The organism is Bacteroides sp. HPS0048 (genome assembly GCF_964240755.1).
Classification (GTDB): domain Bacteria; phylum Bacteroidota; class Bacteroidia; order Bacteroidales; family Bacteroidaceae; genus Bacteroides; species Bacteroides nordii.
Genome location: NZ_CAXSVC010000043.1, coordinates 1 through 19,491 on the forward strand (window position 1 = coordinate 1; position 19,491 = coordinate 19,491).

The window sequence follows — 19,491 nt, forward strand, 5'->3', positions numbered from 1 at the left end:
ATTTTGGAATAAAAAGAAAACTTTTTTGTAAGACGCTGATTTGCAAAGGTGTTGTAAAACATAAAAATGAAAGGAAGAGAAAAGGAGGGGAAAAGGAGGCACATTATAATATATACGCGCGCATATGGATGCGCGAGAGAGAGAAAACGAAGAAGGATAAAAAGGAAAGAGGAAGAAGGAGATACTTAAGATGAAACGGGAGAGATTTTGACAAAACAGGGAGGAAGAGGCAGGGAGAGAGAAAGGGGATGTAAAATATTAGAAACAAGCGGAGAGAGACTCGTAGAGAAACAAGGCGATCATCGTAGAGAAACGGGGCGATCTCCGTAGAGAAACGAGGCGTTTCTCGTAGAGGAAAAAACAAAAAGATAATTAATTGAAAACCAAAGAATTACAAAACACAAGATTGTACACTTATTTTATTAAGAAACAAGAGGAAAGGGAGGAAAACAAAAAGAAACAAAAATGAAAAATAAAGACATATATTAACAAAATTAGAATATAAACAGAATAAGCCATATTAATACCATCTATATACAACGCCTCTCTATTTCTCTTTTTTAAAACAATTATAGTAATCTCACAAAAGCACAACTATTTAAGTTATAAAAGTGAAGCCGAACAAAAAGAAAAATAACTTCATATTCGACAGTCAATTTAAAAGACATACATCTTCAAACTGAAAAAACAGTTATGAAAGAATATATGAAAAAGAAAAAATGATCCGAAAAAGAAATCAACAAGAATACTTGTAAAGTGAAAATGAAGAAAGGAAAATATAAATAGATTACTCTATACTTTTATAATCCACAGACAGTACAAAACATCTTATAAAAAGAAAGTTATGTCCGTATTCCCCATTTTTATATCCCTCCATATAGAGAAATACGAAACTATTTCAGCTCAAACGAAAGAAAATCTTTCTTTTTTCGTATTTTTGTCCCAATATGCACGCTTCTACGCAGAAGCCAAGAAGAATAACTGAATAAATGAAAGTAATAGACCTCATACATAGCAACGAGAAAACAGCTTTTTCTTTTGAAATCCTCCCCCCTCTGAAAGGTACAGGGATTGAGAAATTATGCCGGGATATTGATACATTGCGTGAATTCGACCCTAAATATATCAATATAACAACACACCGGAGTGAATATGTGTACAAAGATCTGGGTAACGGATTGTTTCAGCGTAACAAACTTAGAAGACGTCCGGGAACAGTAGCCGTAGCCGCTGCCATTCAGAATAAATACAATATCACGGTAGTCCCACACCTTTTATGTAGTGGCTTTACCCGTGAAGAGACAGAATATGTACTGCTTGACCTCCAATTTTTAGGTATAACTGACCTATTGGTACTCCGTGGAGACAAGGCTAAACACGAATCGGTGTTTACTCCCGAAGGAGACGGTTATTATCATGCTATCGAATTACAGGAACAGATCAATAATTTCAATAAAGGTATCTTTGTTGACGGATCGGAAATGAAAGTCACCAATACTCCATTTTCATATGGTGTGGCTTGCTATCCCGAGAAACATGAAGAAGCTCCTAACATGGATTCGGACATCTACTGGCTGAAGAAAAAAGTAGAGGCCGGAGCTGAATATGCTGTAACCCAACTCTTCTATGACAACCAGAAATACTTCGACTTTGTAGAGAAAGCCAGACAGGAAGGTATCAATATTCCTATTATTCCGGGAATAAAACCTTTCAAAAAAGCTTCGCAACTAAGCATGATACCCAAAACCTTCAAAGTGGATCTTCCGGATGATCTGGTGAAGGAAGCACTGAAATGTAAAAATGAGGCAGAGGTACAGCAAGTAGGTGTAGAATGGTGTGTTAAGCAATGCCGGGAACTGATGGCACATGGAGTATCAAGTATACATTTCTACTCTATTGGTGCCGTAGACAGCATTAAAGAGGTTGCTAAAGAGATTTATTGAATCATGAATTGTGATTCATAATTTGTGAACGATTAAATAATAAATAGAATTGTGTTTTTTAAAGACGTAATCGGACAAGAAGAAACAAAGCAGCGACTCATTCAGGAAGTGAATGAAGGTCGTATTCCACATGCACAACTTATTTGTGGGCCGGAAGGAGTGGGTAAACTACCTCTGGCTTTGGCATATGCACGCTATATCAGCTGTACCAATCGTGGTGCAACGGATGCTTGTGGAGTTTGTCCGTCATGCGTGAAGTTCAGTAAACTGGTACACCCGGATGTGCATTTTGTATTTCCTGTTGTGAAATCCGGGCGAAGTGACGATTATATAGTAGAATGGCGGCGGATGGTATTAAATAATCCGTATTTCAATCTCAATCATTGGTTAAATGAGATTAATGCAGAAAATGCACAAGCCGTCATCTATACCAAGGAAAGTGATGAGATAATGAAGAAACTCAGCTTGAAATCAAGCGAAGGTGGATTTAAAATCACAATAATCTGGCTGCCGGAGAAGATGCAATTAGCTTGCTCCAACAAGCTACTGAAACTTTTAGAAGAGCCACCCGAAAAAACAGTTTTCCTCTTGGTTTCCGAGGCACCAGACCTTATTCTGCCAACTATATTAAGCCGAACACAACGTTTTAACATCCGCAAGATAGATGAAGCAAGCATAGCGCAAGTGCTTCAACAGAAATATGGTGTACAGCAGGCAACCAGTGTAACTATCGCCCATCTGGCAAACGGGAGTTTTATCAAAGCCCTCGAAACAATTCATCTGAATGAAGAGAGCCAGTTATTCTTTGAGCTCTTTGTCAACCTAATGCGACTCTCCTACCAACGGAAAATACGGGAAATGAAACTATGGAGTGAACAAGTGGCTACTCTGGGGCGCGAACGTCAGAAGAATTTCTTATCTTACTGCCAGCGAATGATAAGAGAAAACTTCATATACAACCTGCATCAAAAAGAGTTAGTCTATATGACGCCCGATGAACAGAATTTTTCAACCCGCTTTGCACCATTCGTCAATGAGAGAAATGTGATAGGCATCATGAATGAGTTGAGTGAAGCGCAACAACATATCGAGCAGAATGTGAATGCCAAAATGGTGTTCTTCGACTTCTCGTTAAAAATGATTGTACTGTTGAAAAGTTAAAAAAGAGAGAGAGGAGAAAAGGAAGAGTTAATTCAGTAAATAGTAAATTGTAAAATTATAAATATATAGATGGATTTTAAGTTACATAATGGGAGCGGTAGCCTTTGCTGCAAAAGTTGCTCCCGACAAGATAATAAACTGAACACCTACGATTGGCTGGCAGATATACCAGGCAATGCTGAGGAGAGTGACATGGTGGAGATTCAATTCAAGAACACCCGCAAAGGATACTATCGAAACAGTAATAAAATTAAGTTAGAAAAGGGTGATGTAGTAGCTGTTGAAGCAACACCCGGACATGATATCGGTGTAGTAACACTGACGGGACGCCTCGTTCCGTTGCAAATGCGAAAAGCAAACATTAAGCCAGATGTAGAAATTAAACGTATCTACCGCAAAGCCAAACCGGTAGATATGGAGAAGTTTGATGAAGCAAAAGCTAAAGAGCACGCAACAATGATTCGCTCACGCCAAATAGCGTCCAGCCTGAATCTGGATATGAAAATAGGAGACGTTGAATATCAGGGAGATGGTAATAAAGCCATTTTCTACTATATTGCGGACGAACGGGTAGACTTCCGCCAATTGATCAAAGTACTGGCAGAAGCATTTCGTGTCCGTATCGAAATGAAGCAGATTGGTGCACGTCAGGAAGCCGGACGTATCGGTGGTATCGGTCCTTGTGGACGTGAGTTATGCTGTGCTACCTGGATGACCAGTTTCGTATCCGTATCTACAAGTGCAGCCCGCTATCAGGACATTTCCCTTAACCCACAGAAACTTGCCGGACAATGTGCCAAGCTGAAATGTTGCCTGAACTACGAAGTAGATTGCTATGTAGAGGCACAGAAGCGTCTGCCTTCTAAAGAAATTGAATTAGAAACAAAAGACGGAACGTTCTATTTCTTCAAAGCGGATATTTTAAGTAATCAGATCTCCTACTCTACCGATAAAAACTTCCCCGCTAATTTGGTAACTATTAGTGGTAAAAGAGCTTTTGAAGTCATCGGAATGAACAAAAGAGGTGCTAAACCGGAAAGTTTACTGGAAGAAGAGCACAAACAAGAACCTAAAAAACCGGTTGATCTGGTAGAACAGGAAAGTTTGACTCGCTTTGACCGTGATCGTCGCCGAAAGGAAGGAAAAGAAGGAGCCGAAGGTGGAAACCGCAACAGAAAGAAGAAAAAGAACAATGCGAATCGTCCGCAGCAAGAAGCTGAAGGAAGAACAGGACGTCCACAACAAGATAATGGCAATCGTCCGGGACGTTCACAACAGGAAGCCAACACTCGCCCGGAACGACCGGTACAACGGGAAAACGGACCACGCCCTAATCGTCCGCAACAGAATAATGCAGAAGGACAGCAACAAACGCCACAATCCAATAATGGTGGTGAGCAACAACGTCCACGTAACGATCGTTCGAAAAACAACAATCGTCCACGTAATAATAATGACAGACGTGGAGAAAGGCCACAAAACGGAGAAAAACCGCAGAATGGAGAAAGACCACAAAACAACGAGAAGCCAGCTAAAGAGAGAAATGAAAAACCTACTCAGGAATAGTATATGGATTCTGTTAGCTACCTGTCTGACAGCCGCTTGCAACGAAAACACTGTGTATCACTCTTACCAATCCATACCTACAGAAGGATGGAAGAAGAGTGATACACTCTTTTTCAATGTCCCGATCAAAGATTCGTTAGCCCTACTCCAGCTATCTGCAGAAATACGTAATGAAAGTAATTACGCTTACCGGAATATCTACTTAACTGTTAGTCACAATCTTGAAAACAGTACGGTATGGAAAACAGATACATTACTGCTTATCCTCGCAGACAAAGAAGGCAAGTGGAATGGTACCGGCTGGGGAAGTTTATTTCAATCAACTTTGCCTATCGGCTCTGCCATTGTCCGGCACCCGGGAAATTATACCTTTAAAATAACACACGGAATGCAGGATGAACTACTGAAAGGTATCAATGACGTAGGGGTCAAAATTGAAGGGAGAGGGGAGAATTGAGAAGGGAGAAGTGGGCTGCGCTATCACGCTGCATAGTACTTCTCCCTTCTCAATTCTCCCCTCTCCCTTCTTTACAGTCTCCTTCCGCGCCCTGCATCAATCCGCAGGAAAATAAAAAGTAAAATTGTAAATCCCCACAGAGAAGAACCTCCATAACTAAAGAAAGGCAATGGAATGCCAATCACAGGTGTCAATCCAAGTACCATACCAATATTAATAAAGATATGGAAAAGGAATATACTAACTACCGAATACCCATATACACGCCCAAAAGCAGAAGGTTGCCGTTCAGACACTGCAATAAGCCGTAATATCAGTGCCAAAAACAGCAGCAGCACAATAGATGATCCAACAAAGCCCTGCTCTTCACCTACCGTACAAAAGATAAAATCAGTGTCCTGTTCGGGAACATACTTCAACTTTGTCTGTGTACCATTCAGGAATCCTTTCCCTGTAAGGCCACCGGAACCAATAGCAATTTTTGATTGATTTACATTATAGCCGGCACCGGTCAGGTCTTCTTCCATACCCAGTACAACTTTAATACGAATCTGCTGATGTGGCTCGAGGATATTATCGAAAACATAATCGCTTGAATAGAGAAAACCGACAGATCCAATAGCAAACAATCCGATGAGCATATAAGATTTCTGACGTTCACTCAAAGAGAGAAACATCAGATACCCAACCACAGCAACACAAAGTACCCATTGTACCCATACCAGATTAAAAGGTACAATATATTCCGAGATGAGGAAAGCAAGAAGCATCACAATCAAGCTACCTACAATAATATTCCGCATCGGCTTCCACTTCTTTCTATAAACCCACACCATGCCACCGGCAAACAACAACACCATAGACAGAACTGAAAACTCTCCGATGGGAGTAGGCGTATCGGCTATAAATACCTGATCAAAACGTATACCAACAACAAAATAGACTACAGCACACACACCGGAAAAGAGTACGACTCCCGGCATACCTTCACGATAAAGCACCAGAAAAAAGGCCAGATATACCAATGCAGATCCCGTTTCCTTTTGCAGAATAATCAGTATCATAGGAAGCATGATAAAGGCGAGCAGTGCCAGAAAACACTTCCCTTTCCTGATATTAAAGGAATAGGAGTTGATATATTTGGCTAACACCAGAGCAGTTGCAAACTTAGCAAACTCTGCCGGTTGAAGATTTACAGGCCCAAGTTTGATCCATGAATTGGAACCTTTAATATCACTACCTATAAATATGGTAGCCACGAGCAGAAGCATCATTCCTATATATATAATGTAGGAAAACATATCGTACATCCTGTCTTCGAGCATCAGTAAGATAAATCCCAGACCAAATGAGCAGATAATCCACATAAACTGCTTACCGGCACGGGTAGAAAAATCAAGGAAGTCCCGGTCGCCATAGTCATAACTGGCTCCGCAAACACTGAACCATCCGGCAATAATAAGGAGCAGGTAAATAGCAATTGTTACCCAATCCAGCGTTTTCCATAAACTATCGTTCCTCGTCACCATACATTATAATTCTATCGCTAAACTCTGCTGCCTTTGCTTCACTGGCCGGAGAAAGTTTTCCATTCAAATATTGTTCTATCATCAAAGTACCAATAGGTACACCATAGGTTGCACCAAACCCTCCATTCTCCACATAGACTGCAATGGCTATCTTGGGATTATTCATCGGAGCAAATCCCATAAAGGCAGAGTGGTCATGCCCACGATTCTGTGCCGTACCCGTTTTACCGCATATCTCACCTTCGGGAAACATATAACCAGCTACTCTACAGGTTCCTCCCGTTACAGCGGCACGCATTCCCTTTACTACCTCTTCATAATGTATGCGGTCAATGGTGGGCACGCGGGGAGTCCGGTAAATACTGTCAAGCTGATTATCCTGAATCTCTTTCACAATATGTGGAGTGATAAAATGTCCGCGGTTGGCAATCGTCGCACTCAAATTTGCGATTTGCAAAGGAGTGGCCAGAATCTCCCCCTGCCCGATAGCAATACTGATCACAGTCAATCCGTTCCAGCGCCCCTTGTAAGGTTTATCATAAAATGCAGCATTGGGTATCAACCCTCGTCCTTCACTGGGCAAATCTACGCCTAACTTATAACCGAAGCCCTGAGACACCATATGATCCTTCCAAACTGTTATAGCATTTTGCGGCGAACCGTACTTACGGTCGCCAAACATACGAAACAATCCCCAACAGAAATAAGAGTTACAGGAAGTGGCCAACGCCGGCACCAGTGGTAATGGAGAGCCATGAGCATGACATCCCACCTTTAAACTCCCATATATAAATCCATGATAGCATGGGAATGCCGGAGTATTTTCCTGAATAATCCCTTCTTGTAAGAAAGTTAATGCCTGAGCAGCTTTAAAGGTTGATCCCGGAGGATAAGCTCCCATCAAAGCACGATTCAACAGAGGCTTACGCTTGTCCCGCTGTAACATCAAGTGATTCTTACCCCGCTGCCGCCCGATCATCAGATGCGGATCAAAATCAGGGGAGGAAACCAGACATAGAATTTCTCCTGTTTCGGGCTCAATAGCAACAATACTTCCGATTTTATTCTTCAGCAAGCGTTCGCCCAGCATCTGCAGATCAATATCCAGTCCTAAAGTGAGATTCTTACCCGGTATGGAAGGACGATCGAACTGACCATCCATATAATGCCCCTGAATACGTCCGTGAGCATCGCGAAGCAAAACTTCAACCCCCTTCTCGCCACGAAGGTATTTCTCATAGGATTTTTCTACTCCCTGCTTACCGATATAATCTCCACGGATGTAATAATCATCATTTTCAATATCACGCATTGATACCTCGCCAATATCTCCCAAAGCATGAGCAGCAGAATTATAGGTATACTGCCGGATAGTACGCCGCTGGATGTAAAATCCCTGAAACTTAAACAGTTTTTCCTGGAATACCCCACACTCTTCAGCAGATAACTGGGACATGAATACCTGATTGGTATATCTTGAATAACCCGGATTCCTCCGGCGATCTTTCATGTCGGACATGATTTTCAGAAACTGCTCCCGCGTGATATTCAACGTCTGGCACAAATCAAGTGTATCCAGGTTTTCTATTTCTTTGGGAACAATCGTTATATCATATGCCGGCTGATTGAAAACAAGCAATTTACCGTTACGATCATACATTGCCCCACGCGAAGGATACTGTATCTTATTCAGAAAAGCATTACTGTCAGCATTCTTTTTATAATCATCGGTGGATATCTGCAAAAAGAAAAGCCGTACTATATAGATAAGTACAATACAAATAGCAGTTCCTGCAATAACAAATTTTCGTTTCTCTAATACATAATCTTTTGCCATGCCTATCTCCTTATTCCTTCAACAGCCATAATACACGTAACAGTCAGCAGGGTACATGCAACCACCCTTAGCAACAACAGCGGTATGCTGGAAAATGAAAAGAACTCGATAGTGAGCAGGATCAGATGATGCACAAAAACACTTGTCACCGTAAACTTCAGAAAAGAAGCAATCCCCATCGTCCGGATAGAAGGTATGATGCTGTCTAATGTATCACGCGGAGTAAACAACCGCAGAAATGTGGGACGCACAAAAGCCAGAAATACAGTTGCCGCCGCATTCATCCCCGGAGTATTGGAAAATATATCTATGGTTAGTCCTAAGAAGAAAGCCCATAACATCAATTCGTTCCGGGAAGTGCCGGAAGCAAATTTCAAGATGAAATAGACATATAAGAAAGGAGTGGCATAGCCTGCAATATGAACATTATTTAGAATCAGTACCTGAAGAAGGACTAATCCTACAAACCATCCCATCCTGTGTATATAGTGTATCATCATTGCTTCGTACTCATATTTTCAAGTTCCTGCTGTTCCATTTGCCCGGTCCGGGCAATCACTCTCACATCACCCAGTTTTCCGAAGTCCGTAGCCAGTTTAATCTTTAGTAAATAAGAAAGTCCGTCATTGGAATCGGACATATCGTCTACTGTACCTACCATAACACCTGCCGGAAAAACAGTGGAATACCCGCTGGTCACTACCGTATCTCCTAAATTAAATTCGGCATGACGGGGCAGATCTTTCAAATAGGCGTAACGTGAGTCACCATGCTCCCATTTCAGATAACCGAAATACTCACTACCTACAATTTTACAACTTATACTCGATTTACTGTTCAATACAGAAATAACAAGTGAATAGTTGGGAGATGTCTTATATACAATACCTACAACCCCGTTTCCATCCACCACTCCCATCTCGGGTCGAATACCGGAAGAGGAACCTTTATCCAATGTAATGTAGTTATCTGCCTGATTCAAACTATTCCGAATGACATGTGCTTTGAATATCTGATAGTCCTTATTATCAAGATTCCGGATACTATTAACAATAACCGAATCTACCTGGCGCTCTCTCAATGCATTCTCCAGATTGGCTATCTGCTGCTCAAGCAACATATTACGATCAAGCAAATCTTCGTTTACTGACTTCAAATGAAAATAAGAAGAGACACTCCCGGAAACCTCATAAACCTTGCCGGTAACAACATTGGCAGAAGTGAAGTAAACACTCTGCTGATAGTTATTAAAGCGAAATAATAGAACAAAACAGATCACCTCCAGCAAAATGAAGAGAAACCAGTAATTGTACTTAAGAAGGAAGTTCAGTAAATTCCGCATAATTATTAATAATGTGTCAATATGCTAATATGCCAATGTGCCAATTGGTTGCGCTATAATACCGCATGGTAATTGGCACATTGGCATATTGGCACATTATTACATTATTTATCTCATTAAGAACGAGAAGCGGTCAATATTCTTCAACGCCACTCCTGTTCCTTTTGCCACTGCATGAAGAGGATCTTCGGCTATGTGGAAAGGAATATTGATTTTGTCTGTCAGACGTTTGTCAAGGCCACGGAGCAATGCACCACCACCTGCCAGATAGATTCCGTTGTGAACAATATCGGCATACAATTCGGGAGGTGTATTTTCCAATGCGCTCAACACGGCAGTTTCAATCTTAGAGATTGATTTCTCCAGACAGTGAGCCACTTCCTGATAGCATACAGGTACCTCCATCGGAAGTGCTGTAATACGATTCGGTCCGTGAACGATATAATCTTCAGGAGCATCATCACCCAATTCAGTAAGGGCAGCACCTACATTAATCTTAATACGTTCTGCCATACGCTCACTCACCTTCACGTTATGCTGGCGGCTCATGTATTCCTGAATATCAGCAGTAAGATCATCACCGGCAATGCGGATAGAATTATTAGAAACAATACCTCCCAATGAGATAACAGCAATCTCAGTAGAACCACCACCTATATCAACAATCATATTTCCTTCGGGCGCCTCTACATCGATACCAATACCGATAGCTGCCGCCATAGGCTCGAATACCAGATAGACATCGCGTCCTCCGGCATGCTCTGCAGAGTCACGAACAGCACGAAGCTCAACCTCCGTACTACCCGAAGGCACTCCGATAACCATACGGAGAGAAGGAGAGAACAAATGACTACGGGTATTCACCTGTTTGATAAGTCCACGCATCATCTGTTCACAAGCATAGAAATCAGCAATTACACCGTCACGGAGCGGACGGATGGTACGTATATTTTCGTGAGTTTTCTCATGCATCATCTTTGCCTTCTCACCCACGGCAATCATCTTATCAGTACGACGGTCCAAAGCTACCACTGACGGTTCGTCCACCACAATCTTACCATTGGTAATGATGATGGTATTGGCAGTTCCCAGGTCCATCGCTATTTCTTGTGTAAAAGAGAATAATCCCATGTATATTTACGATTTAACTATTTACAATTTACGATTGATATTACTCCTTATTACAATTCTCAGATTTATGATTTACAAGAAGCAAGCTTCAATTGTAAATCGTAAATCGTCAAATCATAAATCTTTTTAGTGTTTAAAGTGACGAATTCCCGTTGTCACCATTGCAATACCATGTTCATTGCAATACTCGAACGTTAATTCATCTTTTACAGAGCCACCCGGCTGGATAACTGCTGTTACTCCCTCATTACCCGCAATTTCAACACAATCGGGGAAAGGAAAGAATGCATCCGAAGCCATCACTGCCCCATTCAGATCGAATCCGAATGATTTAGCTTTCTCGATAGCTTGTTTGAGAGCGTCAACGCGTGAAGTCTGTCCTACACCACTTGCCAGCAACTGTTTGTTTTTAGCCAGTACGATAGCATTGGATTTGCTGTTCTTCACTATTTTATTAGCAAACAGCATGTCCTCTACCTCTTCGGGAGCAGGTGCTTTATCAGTCACGGTCTTTAAGTCGGCCACGGTTTCGATGTTCAGGTCTCTCTCCTGTACCAACACGCCGTTCAGCAATGAGCGGAACTGCTTCTTGGGCAACTTAGCTTCCTTGCGAACCAAAATAATACGGTTCTTCTTCTGTCCCAGAATTTCAAGCGCATCTACATCATAATCCGGGGCAATCACTACTTCAAAGAATATTTTGTTAATCTCCTCTGCAGTTTCTTTATCGATCACAGCATTCGTAATCAAGACTCCGCCAAAGGCAGAAACCGGATCACCAGCCAACGCATCTTTCCATGCATCGAGCACAGTAGGACGTGAAGCTAACCCGCAGGCATTATTATGTTTCAAGATAGCAAAAGTAACATCTTCAAATTCATCAATCAGTTCAACAGCTGCATTGATATCCAACAGATTGTTATAAGAGATTTCCTTTCCGTGAATCTGGTCGAACATAGCGTCCAGGTTTCCATAGAAATATCCCTTCTGATGTGGGTTTTCACCATAACGGAGCATCTTCTGATCATTGGCAGACTGACGGAAAGCCGAACCTTCTTCTGCATCAAAGTAATTGAAGATGGCCGAATCATAGTGTGAAGAAACAGCAAAAGCCTCTTTGGCCATCCAGCGGCGTTCTTCGAGTGAAGAAGTAGCCCCATGCTCCATCAACATATCGAGCAATGGTTTGTACTGCGCCTGAGAAGCAACGATCACTACATCATTGTAGTTTTTAGCAGCGGCACGAATCAGTGAGATTCCACCTATATCAATCTTTTCGATGATTGAAGCCTCATCAGCACCCGATGCTACGGTTGCTTCAAACGGATATAGATCTACAATCACGAGGTCTATTTCCGGTATTTCATATTTCTCAATCTGCTGGATATCTTGTTCCAGTCCACGACGGCAAAGGATTCCTCCGAAGATTTTCGGGTGAAGTGTCTTCACACGGCCTCCGAGGATAGAAGGATAAGAAGTAAGATCTTCTACAGCCTTGCAAGGATATCCCAATGATTCGATAAACTGACGAGTTCCACCTGTTGACAGAAACTCTACTCCCTCTTCATACAGTTTGGTGATAATTTCATCCAAACCTTCCTTATGATAAACCGATACCAATGCGGTTTTTATTCTTTTTGACTCAGACATGGTTTACTTATTAAGTATTTGATGCGCAAAGTTACGAAATATTGTTTATCGCGCGTAATAAACAAGGTGTGAATTAATAATAAAAAAGCGCCGACTTAAAAGATTAGAAGTCAGCGCTTTGTTGTATATGCTATTGTTTATACAAATCTATTACCAAATAGAGGCCCTTTTGTCAACCGAAAGGAACATCGGATTTTCCTCTGTTATACCGAATGCATCGTACCATGCACCTATCTGAGGCAATGCACCATTCACACGCCATTTGCCTAATGAATGCACATCCAGTTTGGTCAGACGAAGAATTTCTTCAGGGCGGATATTACCGGCCCACACATTGGCATAGGCAAGGAAGAAGCGTTGTTCGGGTGTAAAACCGTTTTCATCTTTCAGAGGTGTTTGGGCTGTTGCATTCTTAAATGCCTGGAAAGACACCTGCAAACCACCATGGTCAGCGATATTCTCACCCAATGTCAATTGTCCGTTGGCATACACACCCGGAGCAACCTCTATACTGTCAAAAAAGTTAACCATCACCTGTGCACGCTCTTCAAAATTTTTGGCATCTTCTTCAGTCCACCAATCTTTCAGGTTACCCTCTTTGTCATACTGCCGGCCCTGGTCGTCAAATCCATGTGTCATCTCATGACCGATCACTACGCCGATAGCACCATAGTTGAAAGCATCATCGGCATTCATATCAAAGAAAGGATATTGAAGGATACCCGCCGGAAAGCAAATCTCGTTGGTAGTTGGATTATAATAGGCATTTACCGTTTGCGGAGTCATCAGCCACTCATCTTTATCCACCGGCTTACCGGCTTTAGCTATCATCTCTGCATGCTCCCACTGGTTGGCACGTTCTATGTTAGCCCAATAGGAATCGTCTTTAATTTCAAGAGAAGAATAATCTTTCCATTTGTCCGGGTAGCCGATCTTTACATGGAAGGTAGCCAGTTTTTCCAGTGCTTTTTCTTTGGTCTCATCACTCATCCAGGTAAGCTCTTTGATACGTTCACCCAAAGAAGTCTGCAAGTTTTTCACCAGCCCTACCATACGTTCTTTGGCTGCAGCAGGGAAATATTTCTCTACATACATCTGTCCCACTGCCTCACCTAAAGAACCGTCAACCGCACTTACAGCAGATTTCCAACGTGGCTTCATCTCTTTTCTACCAGACATCGTCTTTCCGTAGAAATCAAAGTTCTGTGCTACAAAATCATCGCTCAGGTAGTTGGCAGCACTGTTTATAAGATTCCATTGTAAATAGGCAATCTGATCTTCCAACGCAACCGTATCAATGATGTCATTTACTTCTTAGTGAAGCGGGCTGGCCAATGTTCACCTCTTCTAGGTTATTCACCCCAAGAGTAGAAAAGAATACATCCCATGCAAAAGGAGCATATTCCTTCTTCACATCAGCCATCGTTTTCTTGTTATAGTTGGCGTGCGGATCACGCAACTCTACCATAGAGCGTGCTGATTTAGCCAGACGGGTTTCGATGTTCATAACAGCTTTCATCGCTTTCTGTGCAGCAGCTTCATCAGATCCAGCCAACCGGAACATCTTAACGATATGCTTCTGATAGGCATCGCGTATCTCTTTAGTCTTATCATCATTTTCAAGATAATAGTCGCGTTCCCCCATACCTAAACCACCCTGATAGGTCTGTACCATGTTCATTGAGCTGTTCATATCATCAGCACTCACATAAACAATGAAGTAAGGATGAATGCCATTTCTATGCATTTCTGCTATCATCGGATAAATCTCCGATTTATCTTTCAGAGCAGCTATCTTTTCCAGCTCTGCTTTAATAGGAGCAGCCCCTTCACGGTTCAGTTTTACACTGTCCATGGCAATGTTGTAAAGGTCCCCTACTTTCTGAGCGATACTACCTGCCTCGTGCTGAGCAGACGCCAGTTCCTCAATAACCTCATGAAGTTGCTTGCGATTGTTCTCGGCAAGCATATCAAATGAGCCAAAACGTGAATACTCGTCTGTAAGCGGATGATTTTTCATCCAACCGCCGCAGGCATACTGATAAAAGTCGGTTCCCGGAAGAGCCATCGTGTCAAGGTTGGCAAGATCTATGCCGGACGTAAGGGCGGCCTGTTGCTTGCTGCTGTTGCATCCTGTAGTCATCATGCAGATTGCAAGAATTGGTAAATACTTTACTCTCATATTATATATAATGTTATAGGGTTATAGGGTTATAGAGTTATAGGATTAAGAGTGATGGGATTGGAGGTAGAAATTATAGAATGGGTAGGAATCATATATCGTACATCATCATCTTATTATAACTTTATAACCTCTTCCAGTTCCATCGAAACTTTCTCCCACTCTTCCACTGTACGGTCAAGTTGTTGTTTAAGCTTCTGATGTTGTTCATAAAGAGCCATATTTGCAGCCCCTTCCGGTGTAGCCATCTTCTCTTCAAGAATAGCAATGGCAGCCTCCATTTGTTCTATCGTCTCTTCACAATCAGCTACCCGACGTTCGAGCTTCTTTATCTTTTTATTCAGTTCCTTCTGAGCCTCATAAGAGAGTTTATTGTCCGAAGGTGATTCTTCTTCGGAAATGCTATCTCCTTTTACGCCGGTAGGCGACGTTGAAAGTGCCGGCCCCTTTTGCAGCTCATTCAGGCTTTCCATCTTTTTCTTCTGCAAGAAGTCGTAAATACCTCCGATATGCTCTTTTACAAGGCCACCTCCAAACTCATAGACTTTAGTTGCCAGTCCATCTAAAAAGTCACGGTCATGGCTGACAAGTATCACCGTACCATCAAACTCACGAATCGCTTCTTTCAACACATCCTTTGAACGCATATCCAGATGGTTCGTCGGCTCATCGAGGATCAGGAAGTTTACCGGTTCAAGCAATAGCTTGATCATGGCAAGACGCGTACGTTCACCACCCGAAAGCACTTTCACCTTCTTGTCCGAAGCTTCGCCGCCAAACATAAAGGCGCCGAGAATATCGCGGATTTTAAGGCGAATATCTCCGGTTGCCACACGGTCTATCGTATCGAATACCGTCAGATTCTCATCCAACATCTGTGCCTGGTTCTGAGCAAAATAACCGATCTGCACATTATGTCCGATGGTAAGTTTACCTTCATAATCGGTAATTACTCCCATAATACACTTTACCAGGGTAGATTTTCCTTCACCATTCTTTCCTACGAATGCTACCTTCTCCCCCCGATTGATGGTGAGGTTGACATCGTGAAAAACAACATGAGGACCGTATGCTTTCCCGACATCCTCACAGATCACGGGATAATTACCACTACGGCTGGAACAGACAAATTTGAGACGGAGGGCGGAATTATCTTCTTCATCTACCTCAATGCGCTCTATTTTCTCCAGCTGCTTGATACGGCTCTGTACCTGTACGGCTTTAGTTGCTTTATAGCGGAAACGTTCGATAAAATCCTCAGTGTCCTGTATTTGTTTCTGTTGATTCTCATAGGCACGGAGCTGCTGCTCACGGCGTTCTTTACGCAATACGACAAACTCGTCGTATTTTACTCTGTAATCGTAGATCTGTCCGCAGGTGATCTCAATGGTACGGGTAGTGACATTATTGAGGAAAGCCCGGTCGTGGCTGACCAACACTACGGCATTGGCACGTGTAGACAGGAAGTTTTCCAGCCATTGGATACTCTCGATATCAAGGTGGTTGGTTGGCTCATCCAATAGCAATACATCCGGACGACGAAGCAGAAGTTTGGCCAACTCGATACGCATACGCCAACCTCCGGAAAACTCCGATGTGGAACGATCAAAATCTTCCCGGCAGAAACCAAGTCCCAACAGTGTACGCTCTATCTCGGCACGAAAGTTCGTTCCGCCCATCATCAGAAAGCGGTCATTCTCATGCGTAAACCGGTCTATCAGCTTATGATATTCTTCTGATTCATAGTCCGTGCGGTCTGCCAGCTCCTGATTCATCCGTTCCAGGTCTGCCTGCAACTGAAAAATATGTTCAAAAGCCTGTTCGGCTTCTTCCATTACAGTATGCTTGTCAGAAAGTATCATCACCTGAGGCAGATAGCCGATCGTAACTTCTTTAGGAATGGCAATTACACCCGATGTAGGGCTTTGTAAACCAGCCAGAATCTTAAGCATGGTCGATTTGCCGGCACCGTTCTTACCCACCAGGGCTATACGGTCCTTTTTATTTATAACATAGGACACGTCCGAAAACAAGGGCGTGGCATTAAATTCTACGGTAAGTCCTTCTACTGATATCACTTTGTTAATGAATAATTGATATTGAGCTACAAAGATAGAAAATTATCCCTTAACCAATAAGGGTTTAGGCCGTAAATTGCTGACATCTGTCAGTTCCACCCAGAAAACGATCATCTTCACTCTTTCGGTTCATTTGAGCTATCACACTACCACTCCACATCCTCTGATGTGAAGGGAATTTGCACTCCATTCATCGCCTTTCTATCCAAAGAACTATAACCGGGGATGGCATTGAACGATACTGATGATGAACGGATATCTTTGTTCATCGTGGTAGCCCGTCCCGAAATCATGCCGACAGCAACATTCAGTAACTTATCATTGTCTTTATCTCCCAACTCAATATGCCCAAGTATCATACGGTCATTACCCTCCAGTTTCCAGTCAGGAATAAAACCATCTTTATATTCCGAATTTCCCTCTGCGTTAGATATTTTGCAAACAATGGGATGCAGTTCATAGTCATACTTATCACTTGTCAACGTAATAGATCCCACATTCTTACCCTCAGTCTGCTCTCCCAGCAAATATACTTTATAGAAAGGACGAAGCCCGTTAATCACAGCTTCGGAAGCGGAGGCGGTTCTACTACCGGTAAGTATAAACAGACGGGGCAAGTCCAGATTTTCATCCGTCTTGTCCAATCGGTAAGTAACCGTTTTATCCTGCTTATCGTTATACTTCAGGTTACAGAATATTTCTCCCAAAGCAGACTTTGGAGCAAGTAATTCGGCCAACAGTTGGGCAGACGTCACCAAACCACCACCATTGTAACGAAGATCAAGAATAAACTCTTCCACTCCCTCTGCCTTAAACTCTGCAAACCGCTGACGAAGTTGTTTGTCATAGGTTGTATCTTTATCGCCATCGGGTCCGGATGTAAAATGATTGTATACCATATACCCCACTTTCTTATTTCCGGTAGACTCATCCTGATAAACCTCTGTCAGCAAAACCGGATTGTCTTCTATCAGGGCCGGAACCAGTTCTATAGAATGCGTCACCGGATTATTCCAACCATCAGAAACAGCCAGAACAACCGTTTTATCACCCAGCAAATCATATATGTTACTATTATTAGTCCACGTTCCGTTTATCTTATGTATCCAGTCACCACGTTTCAATCCCTTTTTCTCTGCCGGAGAACCAGGTAATACATAAAGTACATTGGCGGCAAACTTTGTGCCTGTATTGTCTAATTGCCAATTCTGAAACTCAAAGCCCAAAGCAGGTTCCCCGCCCATATAAGACCGTGTCGTTGTGGAAGCGGTTTTCTTTTTTATCGTAGAATAGTAATAATGCCCGCCAGATACCTGCGGATTATTCTTCCCATCTTCTTTTGACAAAAGAGAACGAAAGAATGTTTCCGGCTCAGCATTAAAATTCAGCTGCTTTTTATCGGGGATATCACTATACCAAAGATACCAGCTACGCATAGTGGCGTCGATCCATTGATTGACAGCTTTATCGCTTTTATCATCATCCTTTTCACAAGAAGAGAGCGCGCACAGGAGCCCCAGCAACAGACACACCCGGCAATATGCGGAAAACTTAATCATAACTACCTTTCTTTTAGTTTGGAATGTACAAGGGGCAAAGGTACAAAAAAAGGGAAAGCTACTGCTCTCCCCTTTCCTATTTCTGCTATTTTCTATTGATTAGAATAGTTTTGCAGGATATTCGCCGGCATCTACCAAAGCCTGAATTTTGTCTACAACACCCTGACGGTCGTCAGCATATGTCACACCAAACCATTTACTGGTAGTGTCCAATACTTTCACACGTGCAGTTCCGTCGTTAATCAGCTTATTCACCATCAATGGAATAAAGTATTCCGACTTCAGGTTGCCCATATTCTCTTTGAGGAAATCTTTGAAGAACTCTTCAGAATATTCAAAATAATCGGGAGTGAAGCCCCACATGTTCATAGAAACCGGAGTATTGTCAGCAATCGTTTGCATCACACCGTTTTCATCTTTGAAAGATACTTTGCCATCTATACGCTCGATAGCAGTACGTTCAACTACCGTAGTCAGGTAACCGTCTGCATTTGTCTCGCATACACCACGAGCAACAGAACCACTTTCACTCAGCGTATTACCTACACGATAGCCTACCATGCAATAGTCATCTTTCTTTCCGTCCATCTCGCTCAGTGCAGCACCCAGTACAGCAAAGCTGTCACGACCGTAGAAATCGTCAGCATTGATAACGGCAAATGGCTCCTTGATCACATCTTTACCCATCAGTACGGCATGGTTTGTTCCCCATGGTTTCACACGATCGGCAGGGCAAGTAAAGCCCTCGGGCAGATTGTCCAGTGCCTGGAATACCAGTTCTACCGGAATATGGTTCTCATATTTACTCAGAATTTTATCGCGGAAGTCTTTTTCGAAATCTTTGCGGATGACGAAAACAACCTTGCCAAATCCACCACGGATAGCATCGTAGATAGAATAATCCATAATAGTTTCGCCGTTAGGACCCAGTCCGTCAAGTTGTTTCAATCCCCCATAACGACTACCCATACCGGCAGCGAGTACAAATAAAGTTGGTTTCATAACTGTGTAATATTAAAGGTTAGTAATGTCAATGTTGTGATAACGGTGCAAAGG

The 19,491-nt window shown here is 42.5% G+C and carries 14 protein-coding genes and 1 pseudogene; 5 read left to right on the plus strand and 10 right to left on the minus strand.

What is annotated here, in order from left to right:
- From ACESQI_RS21730 to gldH, 5 genes are all read left to right on the plus strand, one after another.
- On the plus strand, positions 1–194 hold a 194-nt coding region (locus tag ACESQI_RS21730), incomplete at its 5' end, for a hypothetical protein (protein WP_373127120.1).
- A 795-nt stretch (positions 195–989) separates the two neighbouring features.
- Positions 990–1,943: a methylenetetrahydrofolate reductase [NAD(P)H] gene (gene metF / locus ACESQI_RS21735; protein WP_002562688.1), complete on the plus strand. Its 954-nt coding sequence runs from the start codon at positions 990–992 to the stop codon at positions 1,941–1,943.
- A gap of 51 nt (positions 1,944–1,994) precedes the next feature.
- Positions 1,995–3,104, plus strand: a complete 1,110-nt coding sequence (locus ACESQI_RS21740; RefSeq protein WP_007487676.1) for a DNA polymerase III subunit — start codon at positions 1,995–1,997, stop codon at positions 3,102–3,104.
- 69 nt (positions 3,105–3,173) lie between these two features.
- Positions 3,174–4,670 carry a regulatory iron-sulfur-containing complex subunit RicT gene (ricT, locus tag ACESQI_RS21745; protein WP_007487677.1) on the plus strand — a complete coding sequence of 499 codons (1,497 nt, stop codon included), beginning with the start codon at positions 3,174–3,176 and terminating at the stop codon, positions 4,668–4,670.
- Positions 4,648–5,127 (plus strand): gliding motility lipoprotein GldH, encoded by a 480-nt coding sequence (gene gldH, locus ACESQI_RS21750; RefSeq protein ID WP_002562691.1) that lies wholly within the window; start codon positions 4,648–4,650, stop codon positions 5,125–5,127. The genes ricT and gldH overlap by 23 nt, the downstream gene beginning before the upstream one ends.
- Positions 5,128–5,198: 71 nt before the next feature.
- Here the strand turns inward: gldH and rodA are convergent, their stop codons facing one another.
- The 10 genes and pseudogenes from rodA to ACESQI_RS21800 all read right to left on the minus strand — a co-directional run bounded on the left by rodA (position 5,199) and on the right by ACESQI_RS21800 (position 19,437).
- Positions 5,199–6,656: a rod shape-determining protein RodA gene (rodA, locus tag ACESQI_RS21755; RefSeq protein ID WP_007487678.1), complete on the minus strand. Its 1,458-nt coding sequence runs from the start codon at positions 6,654–6,656 to the stop codon at positions 5,199–5,201.
- The gene (locus ACESQI_RS21760; protein WP_002562693.1) at positions 6,637–8,493 is read right to left on the minus strand and encodes a penicillin-binding transpeptidase domain-containing protein; all 1,857 of its coding nucleotides are present in this window, start codon (positions 8,491–8,493) and stop codon (positions 6,637–6,639) included. The genes rodA and ACESQI_RS21760 overlap by 20 nt, the downstream gene beginning before the upstream one ends.
- A 2-nt stretch (positions 8,494–8,495) precedes the next feature.
- A complete protein-coding gene (gene mreD, locus ACESQI_RS21765) occupies positions 8,496–8,993 on the minus strand; it encodes a rod shape-determining protein MreD (RefSeq protein ID WP_002562694.1) in 498 nt (165 codons plus the stop codon).
- Positions 8,990–9,835, minus strand: a complete 846-nt coding sequence (mreC, locus tag ACESQI_RS21770; RefSeq protein ID WP_002562695.1) for a rod shape-determining protein MreC — start codon at positions 9,833–9,835, stop codon at positions 8,990–8,992. The genes mreD and mreC overlap by 4 nt, the downstream gene beginning before the upstream one ends.
- A gap of 108 nt (positions 9,836–9,943) precedes the next feature.
- Complete coding sequence (locus ACESQI_RS21775; protein ID WP_002562696.1) at positions 9,944–10,966, minus strand: rod shape-determining protein; 1,023 nt, start codon at positions 10,964–10,966, stop codon at positions 9,944–9,946.
- A 126-nt stretch (positions 10,967–11,092) separates the two neighbouring features.
- Positions 11,093–12,616 carry a bifunctional phosphoribosylaminoimidazolecarboxamide formyltransferase/IMP cyclohydrolase gene (purH, locus tag ACESQI_RS21780; RefSeq protein ID WP_007487679.1) on the minus strand — a complete coding sequence of 508 codons (1,524 nt, stop codon included), beginning with the start codon at positions 12,614–12,616 and terminating at the stop codon, positions 11,093–11,095.
- A gap of 150 nt (positions 12,617–12,766) precedes the next feature.
- A pseudogene (locus ACESQI_RS21785) lies at positions 12,767–14,798 on the minus strand (M13 family metallopeptidase).
- Positions 14,799–14,914: 116 nt separating this feature from the next.
- Complete coding sequence (locus tag ACESQI_RS21790; RefSeq protein ID WP_195661466.1) at positions 14,915–16,876, minus strand: ABC-F family ATP-binding cassette domain-containing protein; 1,962 nt, start codon at positions 16,874–16,876, stop codon at positions 14,915–14,917.
- A gap of 146 nt (positions 16,877–17,022) precedes the next feature.
- Positions 17,023–18,435: a S41 family peptidase gene (locus ACESQI_RS21795; protein WP_373127124.1), complete on the minus strand. Its 1,413-nt coding sequence runs from the start codon at positions 18,433–18,435 to the stop codon at positions 17,023–17,025.
- A 99-nt stretch (positions 18,436–18,534) separates the two neighbouring features.
- Positions 18,535–19,437 (minus strand): hypothetical protein, encoded by a 903-nt coding sequence (locus tag ACESQI_RS21800; RefSeq protein WP_002562701.1) that lies wholly within the window; start codon positions 19,435–19,437, stop codon positions 18,535–18,537.
- Between the last annotated feature and the right edge of the window lie 54 nt (positions 19,438–19,491).

Excerpts from the sequence above, each read along its gene's own strand:
- metF (WP_002562688.1), top strand. The coding sequence starts at position 990 with ATGAAAGTAATAGACCTCATACATAGCAACGAGAAAACAGCTTTTTCT.
- ricT (WP_007487677.1), top strand. The coding sequence starts at position 3,174 with ATGGATTTTAAGTTACATAATGGGAGCGGTAGCCTTTGCTGCAAAAGT.
- gldH (WP_002562691.1), top strand. The coding sequence starts at position 4,648 with ATGAAAAACCTACTCAGGAATAGTATATGGATTCTGTTAGCTACCTGT.
- rodA (WP_007487678.1), bottom strand. The coding sequence starts at position 6,656 with ATGGTGACGAGGAACGATAGTTTATGGAAAACGCTGGATTGGGTAACA.
- ACESQI_RS21760 (WP_002562693.1), bottom strand. The coding sequence starts at position 8,493 with ATGGCAAAAGATTATGTATTAGAGAAACGAAAATTTGTTATTGCAGGA.
- mreD (WP_002562694.1), bottom strand. The coding sequence starts at position 8,993 with ATGATGATACACTATATACACAGGATGGGATGGTTTGTAGGATTAGTC.
- mreC (WP_002562695.1), bottom strand. The coding sequence starts at position 9,835 with ATGCGGAATTTACTGAACTTCCTTCTTAAGTACAATTACTGGTTTCTC.
- ACESQI_RS21775 (WP_002562696.1), bottom strand. The coding sequence starts at position 10,966 with ATGGGATTATTCTCTTTTACACAAGAAATAGCGATGGACCTGGGAACT.
- purH (WP_007487679.1), bottom strand. The coding sequence starts at position 12,616 with ATGTCTGAGTCAAAAAGAATAAAAACCGCATTGGTATCGGTTTATCAT.
- ACESQI_RS21795 (WP_373127124.1), bottom strand. The coding sequence starts at position 18,435 with ATGATTAAGTTTTCCGCATATTGCCGGGTGTGTCTGTTGCTGGGGCTC.
- ACESQI_RS21800 (WP_002562701.1), bottom strand. The coding sequence starts at position 19,437 with ATGAAACCAACTTTATTTGTACTCGCTGCCGGTATGGGTAGTCGTTAT.